This is a genomic window from Robinsoniella sp. KNHs210 (genome assembly GCF_000686105.1).
GTDB classification, from domain to species: Bacteria; Bacillota; Clostridia; order Lachnospirales; family Lachnospiraceae; genus Robinsoniella; species Robinsoniella peoriensis.
Genome location: NZ_JMLZ01000002.1, coordinates 5,083,527 through 5,103,925, shown reverse-complemented (window position 1 = coordinate 5,103,925; position 20,399 = coordinate 5,083,527). Strand labels below are relative to the sequence as shown.

18 protein-coding genes are annotated in these 20,399 nt (G+C 42.7%); 7 read left to right on the top strand and 11 right to left on the bottom strand.

Features of this window, described 5'->3' with window-relative positions; all coding sequences use genetic code 11:
* Position 1 precedes the first annotated feature (1 nt).
* A complete protein-coding gene (locus CD03_RS36605) occupies positions 2–5,791 on the bottom strand; it encodes a rhamnogalacturonan lyase family protein (RefSeq protein WP_052378032.1) in 5,790 nt (1,929 codons plus the stop codon).
* 294 nt (positions 5,792–6,085) lie between these two features.
* Between CD03_RS36605 and CD03_RS0128845 the strand changes: the two genes are divergently transcribed.
* The 4 genes from CD03_RS0128845 to CD03_RS0128830 are packed head-to-tail and all read left to right on the top strand — an operon-like array spanning position 6,086 to position 8,651.
* Positions 6,086–6,460, top strand: coding sequence for a GntR family transcriptional regulator (locus CD03_RS0128845; protein ID WP_027296579.1), 375 nt, complete (start codon positions 6,086–6,088; stop codon positions 6,458–6,460).
* 16 nt (positions 6,461–6,476) lie between these two features.
* Entirely contained in the window at positions 6,477–7,340 is an 864-nt protein-coding gene (locus tag CD03_RS0128840) for an ABC transporter ATP-binding protein (RefSeq protein ID WP_027296578.1), read from the top strand.
* The gene (locus CD03_RS0128835; RefSeq protein WP_027296577.1) at positions 7,337–7,972 is read left to right on the top strand and encodes an ABC-2 transporter permease; all 636 of its coding nucleotides are present in this window, start codon (positions 7,337–7,339) and stop codon (positions 7,970–7,972) included. Before CD03_RS0128840 ends, CD03_RS0128835 begins: the two co-directional genes overlap by 4 nt.
* A gap of 37 nt (positions 7,973–8,009) precedes the next feature.
* A complete protein-coding gene (locus CD03_RS0128830) occupies positions 8,010–8,651 on the top strand; it encodes an ABC-2 transporter permease (protein WP_027296576.1) in 642 nt (213 codons plus the stop codon).
* Between the two features lie 108 nt (positions 8,652–8,759).
* On the opposite strand, the gene CD03_RS0128825 is transcribed toward CD03_RS0128830, so the two are convergent.
* The 6 genes from CD03_RS0128825 to CD03_RS0128795 all read right to left on the bottom strand — a co-directional run bounded on the left by CD03_RS0128825 (position 8,760) and on the right by CD03_RS0128795 (position 15,181).
* Complete coding sequence (locus CD03_RS0128825) at positions 8,760–9,839, bottom strand: branched-chain amino acid aminotransferase (protein WP_027296575.1); 1,080 nt, start codon at positions 9,837–9,839, stop codon at positions 8,760–8,762.
* A 215-nt stretch (positions 9,840–10,054) separates the two neighbouring features.
* Positions 10,055–10,549, bottom strand: a complete 495-nt coding sequence (locus CD03_RS0128815; protein ID WP_027296574.1) for a dihydrofolate reductase — start codon at positions 10,547–10,549, stop codon at positions 10,055–10,057.
* 63 nt (positions 10,550–10,612) lie between these two features.
* Entirely contained in the window at positions 10,613–11,461 is an 849-nt protein-coding gene (gene thyA, locus CD03_RS0128810) for a thymidylate synthase (protein WP_027296573.1), read from the bottom strand.
* 12 nt (positions 11,462–11,473) lie between these two features.
* Complete coding sequence (locus CD03_RS0128805; RefSeq protein ID WP_027296572.1) at positions 11,474–12,442, bottom strand: Gfo/Idh/MocA family protein; 969 nt, start codon at positions 12,440–12,442, stop codon at positions 11,474–11,476.
* Positions 12,443–12,503: 61 nt separating this feature from the next.
* Positions 12,504–13,757 (bottom strand): DHHW family protein, encoded by a 1,254-nt coding sequence (locus CD03_RS0128800; protein ID WP_052378031.1) that lies wholly within the window; start codon positions 13,755–13,757, stop codon positions 12,504–12,506.
* Between the two features lie 2 nt (positions 13,758–13,759).
* Positions 13,760–15,181, bottom strand: a complete 1,422-nt coding sequence (locus CD03_RS0128795) for an MBOAT family O-acyltransferase (protein ID WP_027296570.1) — start codon at positions 15,179–15,181, stop codon at positions 13,760–13,762.
* 145 nt (positions 15,182–15,326) lie between these two features.
* Between CD03_RS0128795 and CD03_RS0128790 the strand changes: the two genes are divergently transcribed.
* The 3 genes from CD03_RS0128790 to CD03_RS38140 are packed head-to-tail and all read left to right on the top strand — an operon-like array spanning position 15,327 to position 17,095.
* Positions 15,327–16,361, top strand: a complete 1,035-nt coding sequence (locus tag CD03_RS0128790; protein WP_027296569.1) for a GDSL-type esterase/lipase family protein — start codon at positions 15,327–15,329, stop codon at positions 16,359–16,361.
* An 11-nt stretch (positions 16,362–16,372) separates the two neighbouring features.
* Positions 16,373–16,843: a DUF4358 domain-containing protein gene (locus CD03_RS0128785; RefSeq protein ID WP_027296568.1), complete on the top strand. Its 471-nt coding sequence runs from the start codon at positions 16,373–16,375 to the stop codon at positions 16,841–16,843.
* A gap of 60 nt (positions 16,844–16,903) precedes the next feature.
* A complete protein-coding gene (locus CD03_RS38140; protein ID WP_156043056.1) occupies positions 16,904–17,095 on the top strand; it encodes a hypothetical protein in 192 nt (63 codons plus the stop codon).
* Here the strand turns inward: CD03_RS38140 and CD03_RS39690 are convergent.
* The 4 genes from CD03_RS39690 to CD03_RS35170 all read right to left on the bottom strand — a co-directional run bounded on the left by CD03_RS39690 (position 17,058) and on the right by CD03_RS35170 (position 20,274).
* Positions 17,058–17,147, bottom strand: coding sequence for a DUF6783 domain-containing protein (locus tag CD03_RS39690; RefSeq protein WP_334291706.1), 90 nt, complete (start codon positions 17,145–17,147; stop codon positions 17,058–17,060). The genes CD03_RS38140 and CD03_RS39690 overlap by 38 nt on opposite strands.
* Positions 17,148–17,253: 106 nt before the next feature.
* Entirely contained in the window at positions 17,254–18,204 is a 951-nt protein-coding gene (locus CD03_RS35175; protein ID WP_052378030.1) for an Rpn family recombination-promoting nuclease/putative transposase, read from the bottom strand.
* Positions 18,205–18,673: 469 nt separating this feature from the next.
* Positions 18,674–19,282: an ABC transporter ATP-binding protein gene (locus CD03_RS0128775; RefSeq protein ID WP_027296567.1), complete on the bottom strand. Its 609-nt coding sequence runs from the start codon at positions 19,280–19,282 to the stop codon at positions 18,674–18,676.
* A 2-nt stretch (positions 19,283–19,284) separates the two neighbouring features.
* Positions 19,285–20,274 carry an oligopeptide/dipeptide ABC transporter ATP-binding protein gene (locus tag CD03_RS35170; RefSeq protein WP_044290457.1) on the bottom strand — a complete coding sequence of 330 codons (990 nt, stop codon included), beginning with the start codon at positions 20,272–20,274 and terminating at the stop codon, positions 19,285–19,287.
* Positions 20,275–20,399 lie beyond the last annotated feature (125 nt).

Genomic DNA, 20,399 nt, shown 5'->3' with positions numbered 1-20,399 from the left:
TCTATATCCTGGTAATAATCATGGCATCCAACCTTGATATTGATTTTGGAGCACAGTTAAAATTCAGCTGTCCATCCGTGACTTCTACTTCATAAGTCCCAACGGTATAGCTGTTTGCACCATTTTCCACCTTTACTGCCACAGTTCCTTCCAGGTCGCCTTTTACCGTACTTTTATATGCTGAACCTCCTACAATATCTACCTGATAGGTTCCATTTGGCACGTCGACACAAAAAGTATTCCCATCAGGCAATGCAAAATCCTGATAGACATCTGCTGGAATTTCCCCCTGATCACAGATATAGTCTTCTGAGCGCCCTGTAATTATATTTGCTCCATCAGCAAATCCAAACTTTTTCTCTTTCGAATAAGTAATCCCCAATTCATCATTGGTCTTGCTGCCTCCTTTGCCATTTACGGTGATTCCAATCCAGCCTTCTGCTGCCTTGTCATTTGAAATCCCAAAATCAAACCGGTAGAGCACTTCAGCAGCTTTTCTTTTTGTTTTCATTTCCAGCGGCTTTGACATATAAGAGGTTTTTCCATCCACGACTGCTGCTGTCTTATAAAAATACATTGTATCCGTTTCTAAATTTTTATCGGTATACGAATAAACTTCCTGATTCCGGTCTGCCGATACAGTGTCGATCAGCTTATATGTTTTGCCATCTTCTGATCTGTAAATTTCATAACCCGCAATTTCATGTCCACGGACACCATCACTTGCAGGCGTAAAGGTAAAGGTAAGGGAATCAGATGCTGTCTTATCTTCCTGTGCCGTTAACTGAGCTGTGATCAGACCTTCCGATAAGAGATAGCTTAAATTAGCCGGCTGGTTGTATGCCACATTCTGCCATGCTACCCCCTGTCTGTATGCCCTGTTTTCCAGGAGGCACGGGACTACATAATCTGTTTGAATTGTGGATGCATAGATGCGGATCCTGTTCTGGTCGCTGCTGCAGCGGGAAATTATTTCTTCCCTCCAGTCGCCTAAGATATCCGCGGTCAAACCGGTATTTCCTTTGGTTCCGTTGTTTGACAAAATTTGCGTTGAATCAAACAGCGTAACTTCCTGATTGTTTTCGTAGTCCCATTTTGTCAGGTTTACGGCAATCGGTTTGTAAGCACCACTGTCAAACCTGTGGTCCTGAATTTCGCTTAACAGATCTCCATCCCAAAAAATGCTTGCATTGGATGCAGGAGACTTCTCAGCCAGTGTAATTAAATTTTCCAAAGTCGACATTGTGGAATATACACCACCATCCCTGGAATCCCAGGAAGGCTCTTCCTCTGCTGACGAATTGGGAGATGCAATAGACCAGAATTCCGCCCCGGATGCGGTTGGATCAATATCAGCAGCTACACCTCTTCCGGTATCCCGTCCAACATGATATCCCATTAAGATTTTGCCGGTCTCAGCATCATGTATTTCTACATGATAAGAAGCATCATCATGTTCATGGACCGCCATAACTTCCAGCCCCTCATTCCAGTTCACCCAGTCGGATACATGCATGGCATCGCCATGTCCCTGGCCGGTTGAATACTTTACGGTTCCATTGTGATCTATGACCAGCGCACCGTAAATAATCTCATCTTTTCCGTCGTTATCGATATCATTCACACTTAAGCCATGATTTCCCTGAGCTTCATACTGGCTTCCTGCTTCATTGGTGTCAAACTTCCAAAAGGTCTTGATTTTATCCCCAACACCGTCGCCATCCGTATCTGCCAGATTATATGCCGTAAGACAGGTTCTCGTATAATAACCCCGACAGAACACTGCACTTGGTGTAGTTCCATTTAAATATGCCACTGCCGACAGGAACCGGTCTACACGGTTGCCATATCCGTCCCCCCAGGCATTTACATTTCCTCTGCCTGGTTCATAGTCCACAGTATCGATCAGAGATGCATCATCGCAGCTAAACATCGTAAAATATTCAGGTCCTTCCAGAATATATCCCGTTCCGTTCCGATAATCATGAGCCTTGCTTATTTGATCCGTTGGAAGGGAAGCTGCATTGCAGGCACCTACATATGCCTTTTCCACAAGTCCGGCATCCGTACCGTCTGTGCTCTGATAAGAAGTCGTTCCATCTGCTGTCTTAACTGCAATCTCTGCTTTTCCATCCCCGTCAAAATCCCACACCTGGAACTGGGTATAATGAGCACCGGAACGGATATTGACACCCATATCAATCCTCCACAGCAGAGACACTTCCCCGGTTGCAAAATTCACATCATATCCATCCAGGAATGTGGTTCCCGTATATCCTTTTGCAGAATTATCCTGGGCATTGGAAGGATACCATTTTACAACTAATTCCAGCTGTCCATCCCCGTCCAGATCCCCTACGGACATATCATTTGCCGAATAAGTACAGGCAGTTCCATCCGGCATTGTCTGATCTGCCGGGCTGTAAAGCTTTAATTCCAGATATTTATCCTGCCACACAGCAGTGTCCAATACCTTTAATCCAAGCTCCTCATCGGAAGATCCTTCTACCCGGTAGATGTCAGAAGCGGTACCTCCCTCATCCACCAGATTGGTAACAGAGAGATTTTCTGCAATTTTCGTTTCATTTCTGTAAATATCAAACGTAGTTCCTTTCGGGTCTTTTTCAAATGACCGCCAGCTTAAATAGACACCGCTGGTATATTCCTTTCCTGCTGCATCAGAAGCAGTTACAACGGTTTCCCCTCCGTCAGCTCCCGCCAGATTTATGGCAATTGCGCCTCGGTCCGTCAATGTTTCCGCAGGCGAAGCAATTAATTCCCCCGTCACTTCTGTCTTGCAGACCTTTGAAAAATCCCCCGCTCCCCCGGCATTTACTGCCTTTATTTTATAATAATACGGTATATTCGCGGTCAAATCGTCTCCCGTATCTGTAAAACCGGGAACCTGGGTTTCTCCAACTTTTATAAACTCTTTAAACCCTTTTTCATCCTCAGACTTATCAGAACGGTAAACCATATATTTAAAAGCGGTATCCGTACTGTCCCAGGAGAGTTTTATCTCTCCATTTTTAGCACTGTCACATTTTATATTTGCGGGAGGTGCCGGTTTTTTAACCCCAGGATCCAGCATATCTATTTCAATGGTATTGCTTGGTGCTGATTCTGTTCCATCCGTTCCCAGTGCAGTAATATAGTACTGGTAAGTTTCTCCCAGCGAGGCCTTCATGGACCGGCAGGACAATTCATCCGCCTGATACTCCTCTGCCGTAAAAGATTTCACCATGGTAAATTTTTCATCTGCCTGTCCCTTCTGGTAAATCCGGTACGCCGCAGCTTCTCCCACTCCGGTAAAACCTATCAGAAAAGAAGCAGAATTTCCTTCAATGCTCATCTCAGAATAATTTAAACCGGATGGCGCTAATAAAACCGGGGTAATTTCAAGCCCATTAATATAGGGATTTGATCCTCCTACGGTAAGGTTGAGCTGCCCATCCATAACACGCACAGAAGCTGCCATGCTCGCCAGTGCCTGTTTGGTGGAAATACCTCCCGCTGCTTTTCCCTCAGCCGTATAAGACGCCTTAATCGTTGAAGTTCCGGGAAGCAGATCGCCTGCATATACTTTAATCTCATAATCACCATTTGGAAGATCTACGGCAAATTCTCCTTCTCCCAGATTGAAATCATCTGCCATAGCCGAAGAATCGGCATTTCCGTTACCTGCGCGGTTACGGCCATTATTGGGTGCTTTAATCCATCCATAACCCGCTTCTTTTGTATACCCCTGGTTCTGGTTTACGCCGGTCCATCCGTCCATGGTAGGTGAATTATTATAATTAAAATCATATTTATACTGGGCGGATTTTGTTGTGACCGTCAAGTTTTCCGACATTTCACCCAGACCTTTATCATTATAACCGCATACGGCATATACATAATTCCTGCCGCCCTCGCATCCATTATCCGTATATCTGGTGCCTGCAGTAACGGAATACTTTTCCGCATTTGTAAAGTCAATCGTATCCGCGGCTGCCCCCTCTGTCAGTTCCTCCCTGAAAATATAGTACATTTCAGCCCCCCGGGATGCATCCCATTGCATCGAAACACTGGAAGCCCCTATGGTAATTGGCATTAACCCCGTAACAGCCTGGGGAACACTGGCTGACTCCTTCAGATTAATTAAAGACTGCAGGCGGCTGATCGTCGGATCTTCCGGCTGGGATATTTCTGAAATCTCTTTTGCTACACACTGAGCGAACTTATAAGCTCCATAATACTGCAAATGGGTACTGTCTGTTGCTCCCCCTGCATAGGCGCCGGTATATTCTCCCGGTTCCACCCAAAGGAACAGAGATTTTGCCCCTTCAATGCCAAAGCTTTCACACAACGCAATGGATGCTGCACTTAAGTCTGCTAACGGTATATTTTCCTGTGCTGCAATGATCCTCATGACATCCCCATATGCTTTAAAATTTTCATTAAAAGTACCGTCTGCATTGTAACTGTACCTTGCTGCCGGAGTTACCAGAATACAAGACGCTCCTCTTTGGCTGGCTCCATCAATATAATATTGAATCCACTTACCAAAATCCTCCGGAGATACATAGCGGTTTGGTCTGGAGGATGTTGCATCATTGTGCCCCCACTGTACCAGCAGATAATCTCCGGGCTTTACATCCTCTAAAAGGTCGTCCAGCTTCCCTTCTTCAATAAAGGATCTGGAACTCCTTCCACCAATTGCCCTGTTCTCTATGATCACCTGATCTGTTTCATAGCTTCTGGACTGACTGTAATTACAGTCATCGCAAGGACCCTCGCCTATATAATTTCCGAAGAAATTGTGCAGTGCCTCTCCCCATCCTGTCTGTGGATCATAGTAATCCTCATAAGTCTGCACCGTAGAATCCGATGCCAGGAATATGGTGGGCTTATCTCCTGCCGCTTTTTCTGCAGATGCCTCAATCTTCATACTTTCCACATAGACAGACTGCTCTGCTGCCTCTTCTGCAGAAACGGCTTTGCTGTCAGCTAAGAATTTCAGATTCAGCACACCATCAATGAGACAGGTATGAAATGTTACGGTTTTTCTGCTGCCTGCCGGCACTGCTACATCCGAAGCTTTCGTAATATCCTCAGATTCCAGACTGGCGGAATAATCCATATCCGTAGGATTTACCAGTTCCACCGTAACATCATAATCCTTAGCTTCCAGTTTTACATCCAATGTAGAAGTATTTTCATATGTATAAACACCATATCCGGTATTCTCCGTCTCTGTCCACACCTGGCTTGCAATCCGCAGATACGATTGCTCATCTGTAACGTAAGCAGCACTCCCGGTGGTTATAGATGCATTTCTTGGATAATACACATTTCCCTGCCAGCCTGCCGCTTCTTCCGGATATGTGAGGTCTGAAAATCCAAAGCCAGTCTCTTCCGAATAAAGATTTTTACTGGTTACTCCATTGACTGGCTTTGTACCAAACAGAAACGTCCCGGTATTCCCATCTTCCGCTGTACGTATGCCTTGCGTTTCCTGTTCCGGTTCCGGTATGGATGCAGGTATTTCACTCAGTTTCTCTTTTGACTCTACTTTTTCTTCATTCGTTTCTACCGCGGAACGTTCCCCGACCTTCTCTGTCTCCGGTATTTTTTCACGATTTACTTCTGTCTGTTCCATAATCAATTGTTCTTCTGCCGCAGCGGTCCCACCACTATTTTCCGCTGCAAAAGCCACTGCCGCCTGCATATTTGTTACCACCATAGATGCAGCCAGACAGAATGCTGCTGCCGAGGATACCCGGCGCCTTTTTTTACGACTTTCTTTCATCTCTCTTTACCTCCTTTTTGTGCAACTTGATTCTTTTTTAGATCTTGTTGCTGATTTATTATAATATTTTAGCATTTTCTATATATTATTTCTGGTTATCTTTTGTTGGATTCTTTGCATTTTTAACCATTTTGATTCTGTATTTGAGCATATTTGTTTATACAAAAGGATACCCGCCATTTCAGCATAAAAACATGATGCAATCTCATGCAAACCCTCTTGACAAAACCGTGTTATAAGTATATAGTGTGTATTACAAGCATACACACCGTATGCAGAAAGTGATTAGTCCAAATGAAAATATTAATCTCCAACACTACAGACAAACCTCTGTACCAGCAAATTGAAGAACAAATCAAAGACGCCATTTTCAAAGGCGAATTAAAAGAGGGGGATGCCCTGCCCTCTATCCGGGGCTTTGCCAACGACTTAAAGGTAAGCGTCCTTACCATACGCCGTGTTTACGATGAATTGGAAGCCGAAGGCTTTGTTACCAGCCAGGTTGGGATCGGAACATTTATCTCTGCCGGTAATCTGGAACTGCTGCGGGACTCCAAGCGGCGTCTGGTAGAACAGAAAATGCAGGATATGATCATGTCGGCAAAAACCCTGGAAATTTCCAAACAGGAACTGATGGATATGATGGATATCCTATATGACGAAGAGTAAGCAGGAGGATTTATACATGGAAAATGTATTAGAAGTAACCGGATTAAATAAGAATTATAAGAACTTTGCATTAGAAGATGTAACTTTCACACTTCCCTGCGACTGCATTACAGGATTTATCGGAATCAACGGCTCCGGCAAAACAACTACCATCCGATCAATCTTAGGCCTTGCCAATAAAGATGCAGGACACATCAAGGTATTTGGGCTTGATATGGCTGAACACAGCCGGGAAATCAAAAACCGATTAGGCATAGTCCTGGACAGCGGATGCTTCTACGAAGATCTCACCATGTCAGAGATGAAAAGCATCCTGGCACCCGCCTACTCAAAGTGGAACGAAAAGACATACCGGGATTATATGGACCGTTTTTCCCTGAATCCGAAGCAGAAAATAGCGACTCTTTCCAAAGGCATGCATATGAAGTTTGCTCTTACGCTGGCACTTTCCCATGAAGCGGAGCTTCTGATCATGGATGAACCAACCAGTGGACTCGACCCTCTGATCCGCAGTCAGTTTATGAATATTTTAACAGACTTTATGAAGGAAGGCGGAAAGAGTGTATTTTTTTCTACCCATATCACTTCCGACCTGGACCGGATCGCAGATATGCTGATTTTGATTGATGAGGGGCGCATTCTATTTGAAGAAGAGAAAGATATGCTTTTAGAGCAATACCGACTGGTAAAAGGCGATGGCACGCATCTGTCTCCATCGGTAAAAGAGCTGTTTTTGAATTTGGAAGAAACGCGTTTTGGTTTCACCGGAATTACAAAACAAATAGCAGAAATACGCCGGAGCATACCGGATATTCTGGTGGAAAAACCGGGAATAGAGGACATTATGCTGGGATGCATAAAAGGAGGAAAATCAAAATGATTCTGAATCTGCTAAAAAAGGATTGTATAATTATTAAAACCAATCTGCTGCTGATGATGGGTTTTACCATCTTTTTTTCAGTCTTTCTGGTATTACGGACACCCGGACTGGCAGGCGCTCCCCTGTTTATCACGCTGAGTATCTTCTTTCCTATGCTCACAACCAGCTTTGTTTCACAGGCAGACTATAAAGCATATAAAGTGATTCCCCTGCTTTGTGCCTCTCCTTACAGCAGAACCGCTATGGTAGTTGCCCGCTATGTATTTTTATACATGATGTTTTTTTACTGCTGTATTGTTTATATCACCGTCATGTCCATTCTGCAAATGGAGCAGATTCATTTCATGTCGGTATTGACATCCTTTTTGATTTTATCCATCCTTTATGGTATCTGTGAGCCGTTGGAGTATAAGATAGGATTCGAGAAAGTACAATATCTATTCATAATGCTTATTATGGTGATTCCTTTTGGAATTGCTTTTATCATAAAACTCGATCTGCTGTCCAACATTCAAATCACAAAAATGCCGCCAAATTCTGTACTCTATATCCTGATGGCAGCCGCCATTATCATAGTCAATGCCGTATCCATAGTGATTTCTTCCCATATCTTCTCCCGCCGGGAACTATGATAACTATGAAGAGATATATGGAAAAGGAGGACCTGAAATGATATTACACCTGATTAAAAAAGATTATTATATGATCCGATTATATTTTATTGTGAGCCTGGCAATTGCTGCTCTTATCCAGGTGCTCATCCACACTGTGTTTCCTGACCTGCCCGGAACAATTGTATTGCTATACATCGTGATTATGGTTTATCTGCTCGTATGCCAGAATCTCTCCCTTAAGGAGTTCAAATTTGAAAAGGCAGAGTCCCTTTTGTGTTCCGCTCCCTATATGAGATGTGATCTGGTTGTCGCCCGTTACCTTTTCCTGATGCTGCCTTTAATATGCTGTATCATCCTGTACCAGTCCATAGCCCTGATACTTCCGGGAACTGCACCGGTCAGTTTGTTTCATTGCTTTCTGGTAACGGCAATTGCACTGGTACTACTATCCATTTACATTCCCGTCCAATATAAGTTTGGATATGCGAAGACAAAATTTATTCTCACCGGCATGATACTCATCATCGCACTGATTCCCAAGGAAATTGCCGGGCTGATCCAGTCTTTCAACCCGGAAAAACTGTCCGCTATGCCGGTTTTTCCAAAATATCTTCTGGTTACTGTATTGATATCAGCCGCAATGGGTATATCCATATTTTTTTCTCTCCAAATCTATAATTCCAGGGAACTGGAATAAAGGTAACACAAAAAGCGTACTGACACAGAAACCCGGCAGTGAAGCCGCTGTCTCCTTTGTCTGTACGCTTAATTATTGTAATGTCTACTTTGAAATTAATTTTTACACTTACCTGGCATTCCCAACTTCCATTGTCCAGCCATGTGTATCTTCTATTTTTCCTAACTGGATTCCGGTTACGGTATCATACAGCCTCTGGCTGATCGCACCAATTCCACCATCTCCAATCTGGAATACGTCATTCACATAACGCAGATGACCTACCGGAGAAATAACCGCTGCGGTTCCGGTTCCCCATACTTCTTCCAATGCACCTGTCCTGGCTGCTTCTTCCAGTTCATCCACACTAATTCTTCTTTCTTCAACCGGTAGTCCCCACTCTTTGCACAGTTCTATACAGGTATTTCTGGTTACACCCGGAAGAATACTGCCGTTTAATACCGGTGTCACAACCGTTCCGTTTATCTTAAAGAAGATATTCATTGCGCCCACTTCTTCAATATACTTTCTTTCAACTCCATCCAGCCAGAGTACCTGGGAATATCCCTCTTCATGTGCCTTTACCTGTGCCGCCATGGAAGCTACGTAATTGCCGCCTGCTTTGGCTTCACCGATACCGCCCCGAACCGCTCTTACATACTCATCTTCAATCCAGATCTTAACCGGATTCAGTCCTTCCGGATAATAAGCACCTACCGGTGATAAAATGATGATGAATTTGTATGTATTAGATGGACGTACTCCCAGGAAAGGATCTGTTGCGATTACAAATGGCCTTACATAAAGGGATGTACCTTCTTTTGTAGGAATCCACGCCTGGTCTATTTCGACAAGTGTTTTGACACCGTTAATAAAGTCCTCCACCGGAATTTCCGGAATCATCAGTCTTTTGTTGGAGTTAACGGCTCTTTCTGCATTTTTGTCCGGGCGGAATAACAGGATTCTTCCATCTTCTGTTTTATAAGCTTTTAAGCCCTCAAACATCTCCTGTCCATAATGAAATACCATAGCGGATGGATCCAATGTAATAGGCTGATAAGGCATAATCGCAGGATCATGCCATCCCTTTTCCGTACTATATTCCATTACATACATATGATCTGTAAAAATGGTACCAAATACCAACGGATTTTCCGGTCCTGGAATTGGTTTCGGATTCATAGTTTTTTCAATTTTGATATCTAACATTTTTCTCATCCTTCCCTGAAAGCTTTTATCATATTTTTACCCCTGCAGTATACAGGTTCCTCCAGCGATACTGCATTAATAAGTAGTTTGAAAGAAACTTTCAAACTTTTTTCTTCCCATTATTCTACTTTTCTTACAGATTGTCAAGACAAAGCCGGAAATTTCTTAATTTAATGCATGAAATTATGAAAGTGACATTATTTCAATGAATCTGTTTAGTTTTTCTTTCGTTCATACCTGATAAAGGTGTACTCCAGGTCAAAATATGTCTGTTCCTCACTTTCACCTGTCACCTCCCACTCTTCCATTTTATCTAAATCCGGAAAACGGGAATCTGCTACATATTCATGGTCAATCTTCGTTACATGGCCTAAACTGCAGTAAGGAAGCATCTGATGATAAATGCTGTCTCCGCCGATGACGTAGATATCGTCACTGTCGTATTTTTTCAATTCTTCCTGAAGTTCCTCCATACTGTGTACAATTACTGCATCCTTAACTTTATAATCCTTATTGCCGGTTAGTACTATATTTGTTCTGTTTTTTAACGGGAGACCGTTTGGAAAACTCTCCAGTGTCTTTCTTCCCATAACAACTACTTTTCCTGAAGTCGTTTCACGGAAAAATTTCATATCCGCCGGAATGCTCACCAAAAGCTTATTCTCATTTCCAATGCCCCAGTTTTTATCTACTGCTACTATAAAATTCATTTTAAACCTCCTGTGCCCGGTACCGCAGCACCCGCTTTTATCTGAGTGCCGCTGTACTGAGAATTAAATTGCAATCGGAATATTCTTAATCTGCGGTCCGGTTACATAGTCTTCCACATGAAGATCATCTACCGTAAATGCATAGAAATCCTTTACGTCCGGATTCAGCCATACTTTCGGAGCTTCAAAAGTTTCCCGCTGTATCAGCTCTTTAATGATTGGAATATGCCTGTCATAAATATGGGCATCTGCAATTACGTGGACAAACTCTCCTGCATTCATATCACATACCTGCGCCAGCATGTGAACCAGCAGTGCATACTGGCATACATTCCAGTTGTTTGCAGCAAGTACATCCTGAGAGCGCTGGTTTAAAATCGCATTCAGGGTCAGCCTGTCTTCATTTTTTTCTTTTGTCACATTAAAAGTCATGCTGTAAGCACAAGGATAGAGGTTCATCTCATGCAGGTCTGCATGTACATAGATATTAGTCATTATCCTGCGGCTGTAGGGATTATTTTTCAGATCATAAATGACACGGTCCACCTGATCCATCATACCTTCCCTGTATTGGTGTTTAACGCTCATCTGATAGCCGTAAGCTTTCCCGATAGATCCATCTTCATCCGCCCAGCTATCCCAGATATGGCTGTTCAGGTTCTGAATATTATTGGACTTTTTCTGCCAGATCCAAAGCAGTTCATCAAATGCACTTTTCAGTCCAGTTCTTCTCAGGGTAAGTGCCGGAAATTCCTTTCTCAGATCATAGCGGTTCACAACGCCAAATCTTTTGATGGTATATGCAGATGTCCCATCCTCCCAGTGAGGGCGGACTTTTTCCCCTTCTGTGCTGACTCCGTTCTCAATAATATCCTGACACATATCTATAAAAATTTTATCTGCGTAACTCATATTCTAACCTCCTTATTCGTTTGGATATTTCACGCCCCACTGTGCACGCAGGCTATCCATTAATTCCATAATACGTATGGTTTCCTTATGCGGCATCTGCGGGCATTCCAGCTCACCTTTCCCCATGGCATCCATACATGCTTCCACTTCATATTCGTATCCGGTAATCTGCTTTGGGGTTTCGTATTCAGCAATCAGTTTGTGACTGGTGTCGAATACGCGGATTCCCTCACAGTTATTAATATTCTGTACTTCAATATACCCCTTATCACCGTAAATCATACCCCGTCTGTCGGTGGCAACCATCATATTGCTGTGAAGCTGGGCCATTTTTCCATCTTCATAGATCAGTGTAATACTGTTAACCGCATCTACTTTTGATTCTGTTAACACTGCAGTAGAGGACACTTCTTTGATTTTATCCCCAAATACCATTGAAGCAAAATTAATCGGATAGACACCCAGATCCAACAGCGCTCCTCCTGCAAGTGCAGGCTCCTGCATTCTGGGCAGATGCCCTACCACATATCCCAGATTTGCCGTAAGTGATGTTATTTCCCCGATTACCTTACTTTCAATGACCTCATCCAGCGTTTTGCGCATTGGCATATAACGTGTCCAGATCGCCTCCGTTAAAAGCAGATTTTTGCTCTTTGCCATCTCACATAATTCCACTGCCTGTTTTGCATTTACCGTGAATGCTTTTTCACACAATACATGTTTTCCATGCTCCAGGCAGAGCTTTACATGTTCGTAATGGTGGGAATGCGGTGTTGCCACATATACCAGTTCCAGCTCCGGATCCGAAAGCATTTCTTCATATGACCCGAATGCTTTTGTAAAATGATACTGTCCGGCAAATGCTTCTGCTCTCGCATAATCTCTTGCTCCCACGGCGTAAGCTTCTACTTTGTCCATCCCAGCTATTGTTCTGGCCATGGCACCACCAATATTTCCTGCTCCTAAAATCCCCATTTTCATAGTCATTACCTCCTGTTTTTATTTTTCTTGTCCCGTCAGGCTCCTTGCCCGCGGGAATGAGTCAATTGCCTAATTTTATTACACTTGGATCTTCCGCAAATCCGGAAGCATTGTATAAGAATAAGATATCCGTGTAATTTCTTGCATTCATATAGTCCTTAAGGCTTTCATTAAAATACCTCAGGTCTATCATATCCACCTCTGAAAAATCATGAAAAGCAAACGGTACAAAACAATGTGCATATGAATCCTTAATCACCAGCAGCTTCCTGCTGCTTCCCGACTCCGTATTGGCTTCAATAACCGGCTGGTTCCCCCCGAAGAATACAGCATACTTATCCTTTTTTTCCAGAAAGGAACGGTCATACAGATCTCTGCGTATTTCCTGGGAATGATTATAATTCAACACATAGGGAACTTCTTTTTTCGGTATAAATGCCTCTATGGAATCACTCTGTACCCTGCAATTCACCTTAGATTCTATGGTACCCAGAAAATCATTTGAAAGAGTTTCGATACGGTAATCATCCTTAGTCAGAGGCGTAATCCCAATTTCCTTTGCCCATGCCTCATACATGTAAAATGCCGCCAGCGTTTTCCAGTGATGGTCCGTGCGGTAATAGATTTCCTCGTCCTTATGTTCCCTTAATACACTTTCACAGTCAAAGTAGGTATCCCCGGGCAATGCCGCCTTTACTTTTTTAAGATACCCTTTTTCCTCTGCCGGACTAGCAAAAGGCGGAAGCTTTTCTCTCAGGATATCCACGGCATTAGGTACAATCATTGCTTTCACATGACCCGAACCATATTTTTGTTCTGCTGTTTCCATAAATCCTTTTAAAGCCTGGATATTCCTGAGAGCAGTATCCGTAGTGAAACTTCCCGTGTGCTTTTCAATTAGATACCCGTCTTTTGCAAAATAAATATCATTGATTTCCTGTTTAAACGTACCGCGTTCCACCTGCGTCTTTAAACCAATCCAGGCATCCCGCAGCACAAACTGGTCTGTGAGATATTTTTCATAGTCTTTTGTATAGCTTCCATTAAAAATGCGTTCCGGAGATATGTCCGGCTTCTGTGCCAGTTCCCTGTTCTCTTTTTCAGAAAATCCGGTGTCTGACTTCAGAAGTGTCGCAATTGTGAATCCGAATATTAGAATTAAGAATAATATAATGATTATCCAATTTTGTTTTTTGCTCATATTTATACCCATTGCAGGCAGACCTGCAATACTGCCGCAATAAAACAGGTTGAAAGAATCGCATCGTGGCTTCCTTTCTACATCATAATTTTCTTTCAACCTCACTTCTGCCATATCTAAAACCTGAAATATAAGAATGGGTTATAGGTTGCATCCACCAGATATGCCACGGATATGATAAATATCCCCACATAAAACACGCTCTTCAGCAACACGCATACCCACTGCGTGTTTTTCAGGCATGCAAGCCATTTCTCCGCTGTCAGTTTGGGTAACATCGTAGCTCCCAGAATCAGAAGCACCAGCAAAACCCCGTTATTATATAGCAGATAAATGCTTTCCTGGTTGAACAATGCCTGTCCGTGACCGCCAAACAAAGCTCCTATGTAGGAAAAACCTTTTGCCAGATCATCAAACGCAAAGATTACCCAGCCAATCATTACAAAGAACATGGAATATAAAATTCGTATCACTCCAGGCAGCTTTTCTAAAAATCTTCCTAACACGAATTTCTCAAGCAGCAGCAGCAAACCGTAATATACGCCCCACATCACAAAGTTCCAGCTGGCTCCATGCCAGATTCCGGTGAGCAGCCATACAACCAGGATATTGCGCACCTGCTTTAAAGCACCCTTGCGGTTGCCGCCAAGGGGAATATAGACGTATTCCCGAAACCAGGAGCTAAGGGAAATATGCCATCTTCTCCAGAATTCCGTAATACTCTTAGATACATACGGATAGTTAAAGTTCTCCAGAAAATGAAACCCAAACATTTTGCCAAGGCCGATTGCCATATCCGAATAGCCGGAAAAATCATAATAGATCTGGAAAGTATATGCCAGAATTCCAAGCCAGGCTGTTGCAACCGGAATGTCCCCTGCCGGCATCGCTGAAATCGTATCCCAAAGCTTTCCTATATTATTAGCTAACAAAACCTTCTTTCCCACACCAATCATGAAGCGGTGTATTCCAACCACAAATTCATCACTGTTCTCTCTGCGGTCCCGCATCTGCTTTGCAATTGTTTTATACTGCACAATCGGACCGGCAATCAGCTGAGGAAACATAGAAACATAAGTACCATAGTTGATCCAGTTTTTCTGTACCCTGGTAACTCCGCGATATACATCAATAGTATAAGACATAGTCTGGAATGTAAAAAATGAAATCCCAATGGGAAGGGGGATTCCCAGAAGCGGTATGCCGGTTCCAAAAACTCCGTTTACAGAATTTATGATAAAATCTGCATATTTAAAAAATCCTAAAATTCCCAGATTGGCAAAAACTGATATTAACAGAAATTGCTTTGCCTTTTTCAGATTGCCTCTTTCCCTGTATTTACCTATCAGCTGGCCGAAGGTAAAATCCATGGTAATGGAAAAAAGCATTAAGAACACGTATTTAGGCTCACCCCAGGCATAAAAAAAGAGACTGAATAAAAATAATATGGTATTTCGTATCTTCCTGGGCGCTATATAATACAGAATAAGCACCGCCGGCAAGAAACGAAACATGAATAATATACTGCTGAAAACCATCTGCTACTCCTTAATTACCTTATTTTCAAATATTATGGACTTATTAACATTTTTTAATTTTCTAAAAAGGTATTTACAATTATCGCATTTATTATATAATAGAGTAGGGCAAAAGACAAACAATTTTTTAATAAGGTGGTTATATATGGGAGAACAGAAGAAAAGACCGGGGATGCGGCGTAAAAAACCGAATAACGGTCTTGTTATTAATGTACTGACGCTAATCGTGATCGTACTTGTCGTCTTTGAGGGCAAGAGTCTGATTAGCCTTTTTTCGAAAGACAGTCTGGCACAGCGTATTAAGACTGAAGTAGATGAAGTATTAGCCCAGGAAGAACTGGCGCAAAACAAGGGAGCATCAGAAGCACAATCTGAATCGCAGAAAAAAACGCCGGTTACTGAAAAAGCACCTGCACAGACCGAAACACAGGCGCAGACAGACAGCACGGTACCTGCAGCATATCGTGATGTTGTGGTTCCCAAAGCGGCAACGCCTGCAGATGATTCTTATTTCGCTGATGCTGTATTTATCGGCGATTCCCGTATGGAAGGATTTAAAAACCAATCCGGCATTACCAAGGGTTCCTTTCTGACCGCTGTAGGCATGGAATTGGAAGATATTTATGACACGCCTTATATTGCTACTGCCTCCGGTAATATTACCGTATTTGACGCGCTGAAGAAGGCTCCTTACAAGAAGGTCTATATGATGATCGGTACAAACGAACTGGGTACCTATGATTTCAACACCTTCAAAGAAACCTATACCAAGGTTCTTGGAGACATCCAGACGATTCAGCCGGATGCAATTATCTATGTCTATTCCGTTGTATACGTAGAAGAAGACCTGACCGAATTTGACTATGTAAATAATAAGAATGTTGACGCGGCAAATGAGAAAATCTTGGAAATCTGTAAGGAAAAAGGATACCATTACCTCAATTTAAACGAGGTGCTGTCCGATGGCAACGGTTCCCTGATAAAGGGTGCTACTTCTGATGGAGTACATATGTATGAAGAATATCTGAAAATGTGGCTTGACTATACAAAATCCCATTATATCAGTGATACAGGCAGCTCCGGTACAACCGGGAACAGCCCGTCCACAGAAGGTACAGAAACAACACCTGCAACAGAAGCAACAGAAGCAACAGAAGCACAAGATCTAAATCAAGTTTAAAGGAGAATACTATGAAATACTTACGTTTAGTTTTAATTACAATTTTTATGATGCTCACACTCACAGCCTGCTCAGGAGGCAAAGATAAAAATATTGATGTAGATATTAACAAACTGGCAGAAGAAATCCAGAGCCAGGCAATCACCTCTGGCGAGCTTAAACAGGCAACTACAGATATCTTTGCTTCCACCTATTTTGTGGACATGGATAAAATCGAAGAAAGCACTGCCTATTTAAGCGCTGCCACCACAGCATGTGAAGTTGCCATTGTAAAATGTAAAGACAGTGCTTATGTTTCTGAGGTAGAAACACTGTTTAAAAACCGTGCAACAAACCAGTCCAAACTGTTTGCTACTTACAATACCACGGAAGCCGCAAAACTGGATTCCGCAATTGTAAAATCTGCCGGTAACTATGTTGTTTTATGTGTCGTAGATGATACAAAAAAAGCAGAATCTGTATTGTCTGAGTATGGATTCTAGTGCCTCCCGGCGTAAATACGTCGATATATAGTGCCTGATATCTGCGTCAGGTGTGCGTCTGTGAATCGACAGCGTAGCGGGCGTGCAGCTGGCGCGGATAGCGGGTGCTATATAGTGGTGTATTTACGCCGGGATGCTCTAGAGCTCCATACAGACAGTAACGACAGTGACAACGCAGCAGTTGGCAAAATAGGCAGTGCTGTTACTATCATTATTATCCGAATGGAGTACAAGTACTGGAGCGTGTTTTAAAATTTCTTTCTGGCAGGTGTGCGTCACAGTTTGTGGGAGATTTGTCCCGGATGAAGGCGCGCAGCGGGCTACGTAACCTGAATTGAGGTAAATATGCCGCAGAGTGGGGTGTGCAGATGGCGGGAATGAATTTTCAAACACGCCCAAAATAAGGATAGCTATTTATATTTCTCATAGAATTTTTCAGCCGAATTATAATCCAGATTAAATCGTTTCTGCAGTTTTTCAACAATTCGTTCCTGAATAACTCCCTCTTCAAGATTATCCTGAATAAAAACTTCTATACCTGTTTCGCGCCCTTTTTCCATACCGCGTTCTATCCCTTTTTCTATCCCTTTTTCTATCCCCTCTTCCATACCTTCCTTTTTTGCCATATATATGAGATGGTTATAGTCCCTGATCGCTTTTTCTCTTGATTCATATTCAATTCTCTTCCTGTCGTCTGCACTGATGTTCTTTAATATTTGATACGCTTCGTTTATATATTCGTTTTTCTCTGCCATTGCTTTGAAATCCTCCTCACGTTTTCCGTTCAAGAATTTCGCCCATTGTAACAGTTCATTTTCCGGTTCGGATCTATCTCCTAATTTGGGTAATTCCAGTACGTGGAATTCCAGTTTTTCTGAATACAGACTCCCTCGCTTATCTTCTCGCAGATGAAAGCAAGAATACCACTCATCTGAATCCTTTAAAAATTTAAAGTCCAATATACTGATATGGATACATTTCACCAAAACATCATAATTATCTCCACTTATGATCTGGTCCGTGTACATTTTGCAAGTATAAAACAGGGTACGTTCTTCCCAGCATCGGAAAGGCAGCACCTGCATTTCTAGGTCAATCTGGGTCCCGTCATGCATTAATACTCTTACGTCCAGAATTCCAAGCTTCTCCTCCTCGCTTTCCTTACGTAAGTTTGTATTCAACAATACCGTTTCCTGAATCTCTTTTGGATTGAGGTTTAGAAATGCCGCTATTAAACCTTTCCTTGCTTTCTCACTACACATCAATTCCTTAAAACAAAAGTCAACGGTAGGATACATAATAAATGGTTCCATTTTTTTATTTTCTGTCTGATTATTACTTATTTTGGGCGAATTTTTCATAGTAAGTCTCCTTTTACTTAAGGCATATATCCTTTGCAGCGCAAGAAGACTTAAGTATATTATAACGACTTACAGCACGCATGGCAACGCCTTATATTAAATTTAGTGTAGTTTGGAAATGACCTGGCAGAACAGCCAGTAATTAGATATTTTCAATATAAATATATTATCACACTTCATTTTTATTCGCAACATATTTATTTCATAAGTTACACTTTAATATTATTTAAAAAGATTTCTAAAAAGGGTTTTTAACAAATCTCTGCAGATTACCTAAAATATACTATACTAATTTTCAAAAAGCACAGCATTCACAATTTCAGGTCGTGATATGCTGCGCTTTTATTGGAAGGCCGCTAAGTTTATTAAAATGAGGTTTAACTGATTATGGGACGCTTTGTATCTGGATGTAGTGTTCACTATGCTGAGAAAGCCAGCTTTAAGCGTTTCTTAATCAGCTAACCAAATTTTAAACAGACTCCAGCACAACCTGCCTTGTACAGACTGCATCCAGCAAAGCCTCACTATGGCTTACTGCAATGAGTCCTATTTTTCTTCGCCTTGTTTCTTCTAACAGAAAGTTCCATATCTGGCTTTGGGTGATTAGATCCAGCATCGTACTGATCTCGTCTGCCAGCAGAAAACGGGTGCTCTTACCAAGAGCCCTGGCGATACAAAAGCGCTGAAGCTCTCCTCCGGATAATTCCGCCGGAAACCGGTTCATCCAATCTTCTTCTATCCCCAACCCCCGGATGATTGCAGCATCTACCTGGTCACCTTCTTTTATCACTTCACCCATCCTCAGCCTTGGATTAACTGCCTGCTCCGGATGCTGCCATATCATCTGTACAGGGCAGCATCCGCGCATATCAAAAAGAGGCTTATCGTCCAGATAAACTGCACCCGTATCGGGCTTCATGTATCCTGCCAATATTTTGCAGAGCGTTGTTTTTCCAAATCCGCTTGGTGCAACCAGGCCTACCACTTCCTCTTCATGCACCTCCAGATTAAAATCCCGGAAGATCTCCCGACCGTTTTTATCATATCGGAAAGAGATATTTTCTGCCTTGAGTACCAAATTTATGCCCCCTCTCCCACTGCTTTTTCATATTTATCTTCTGTCTTTTTATATTGGATCCGTTCTTTTCTTACGCAGCGAACATACCCGTTCCCGGATTTCTGATAGGGGATTTCTCCCTTGCACTTTTCACTGAAATATTCACATCGCGGACCGAATGGACAGCCTTTTGGCATATCCTTCACGTAAGGCTGAACTCCTTTTATAAACTGAAATCCATTTGCCGGAATGGCACGCCAGAGTGCTTTTGAATATGGATGCCGTAAAGTGTCTTCCCCGCGAAAGTCTGATGCCGGTGCATCTTCAATTGTAGTACCTGCATAAAAAACAACGATACGGTCGGCAACTTCCAATGCAAGCTCCAGATCATGGGTGATGAGCAATACCCCTGCTCCCTGATCAGCCAGTTCCCGAAAATGCTCCATTGCCCGTTTTGCTACAGACAAGTGCAGCCCGGGTGTGGGTTCATCTGCTATTACAAGCTTTGGAGTCCCCATCAGGGCAGTGGAAATCAGCGTCCGCCTTGTCATCCCACCCGATAATTCAAATGGATACAGACTGTCTATGGCAGGATCCAGAGAATAGCGTTTAAATATATCTGCCGTTTTCTTTTTTAATACTTTGTCTTTCTTTCCTTTTCTGATCTGGGGCCCAATCTTCATAAGGGGATCCAGATAGGAAGTACTCTGGGGTACCAGAACAATTTCATCCCCCCTGAGCTTTTTCGTTCTCTCGGGGGTTAACGCTTCCCCCTGATACAGCATCTGGCCTTCCATATGGGCATTGTATGGTAGAATGCCCAATACGCCATGGGCAAGCAGACTTTTACCGGATCCGCTGGATCCTACCACTGCTACCATCTCCCCTTCCCGTATCCGTACATTCAAATCCTTTATTACCGGAAGGTCTATCTGATGAAACCCTCTGTCATATTGTGTAAATGAAATAGAGAGGTTTCTAATCTCCAATATTGTTTTCTTCGTTTCTTCCATGGTTTCCACCCCTTTTATTACAGACAGACCTGTAATACTGCCGCAGGTTAAGCAGGTTGAAAGAAGCACAGTGCGGCTTCCTTTCATCATAAAAATTTCTCTCAACCATTTACTTTGTGCATCCA

Coding starts and splice junctions, on each gene's coding strand:
- CD03_RS35170 (WP_044290457.1), bottom strand. CDS start 20,274: ATGGAAGAAACGAAGAAAACAATATTGGAGATTAGAAACCTCTCTATT.
- CD03_RS0128830 (WP_027296576.1), top strand. CDS start 8,010: ATGATATTACACCTGATTAAAAAAGATTATTATATGATCCGATTATAT.
- CD03_RS0128840 (WP_027296578.1), top strand. CDS start 6,477: ATGGAAAATGTATTAGAAGTAACCGGATTAAATAAGAATTATAAGAAC.
- CD03_RS0128815 (WP_027296574.1), bottom strand. CDS start 10,549: ATGAATTTTATAGTAGCAGTAGATAAAAACTGGGGCATTGGAAATGAG.
- CD03_RS0128835 (WP_027296577.1), top strand. CDS start 7,337: ATGATTCTGAATCTGCTAAAAAAGGATTGTATAATTATTAAAACCAAT.
- CD03_RS0128785 (WP_027296568.1), top strand. CDS start 16,373: ATGAAATACTTACGTTTAGTTTTAATTACAATTTTTATGATGCTCACA.
- CD03_RS35175 (WP_052378030.1), bottom strand. CDS start 18,204: ATGAAAAATTCGCCCAAAATAAGTAATAATCAGACAGAAAATAAAAAA.
- CD03_RS0128790 (WP_027296569.1), top strand. CDS start 15,327: ATGGGAGAACAGAAGAAAAGACCGGGGATGCGGCGTAAAAAACCGAAT.
- CD03_RS36605 (WP_052378032.1), bottom strand. CDS start 5,791: ATGAAAGAAAGTCGTAAAAAAAGGCGCCGGGTATCCTCGGCAGCAGCA.
- thyA (WP_027296573.1), bottom strand. CDS start 11,461: ATGAGTTACGCAGATAAAATTTTTATAGATATGTGTCAGGATATTATT.
- CD03_RS0128795 (WP_027296570.1), bottom strand. CDS start 15,181: ATGGTTTTCAGCAGTATATTATTCATGTTTCGTTTCTTGCCGGCGGTG.
- CD03_RS0128845 (WP_027296579.1), top strand. CDS start 6,086: ATGAAAATATTAATCTCCAACACTACAGACAAACCTCTGTACCAGCAA.
- CD03_RS0128825 (WP_027296575.1), bottom strand. CDS start 9,839: ATGTTAGATATCAAAATTGAAAAAACTATGAATCCGAAACCAATTCCA.
- CD03_RS0128800 (WP_052378031.1), bottom strand. CDS start 13,757: ATGGCAGAAGTGAGGTTGAAAGAAAATTATGATGTAGAAAGGAAGCCA.
- CD03_RS0128805 (WP_027296572.1), bottom strand. CDS start 12,442: ATGAAAATGGGGATTTTAGGAGCAGGAAATATTGGTGGTGCCATGGCC.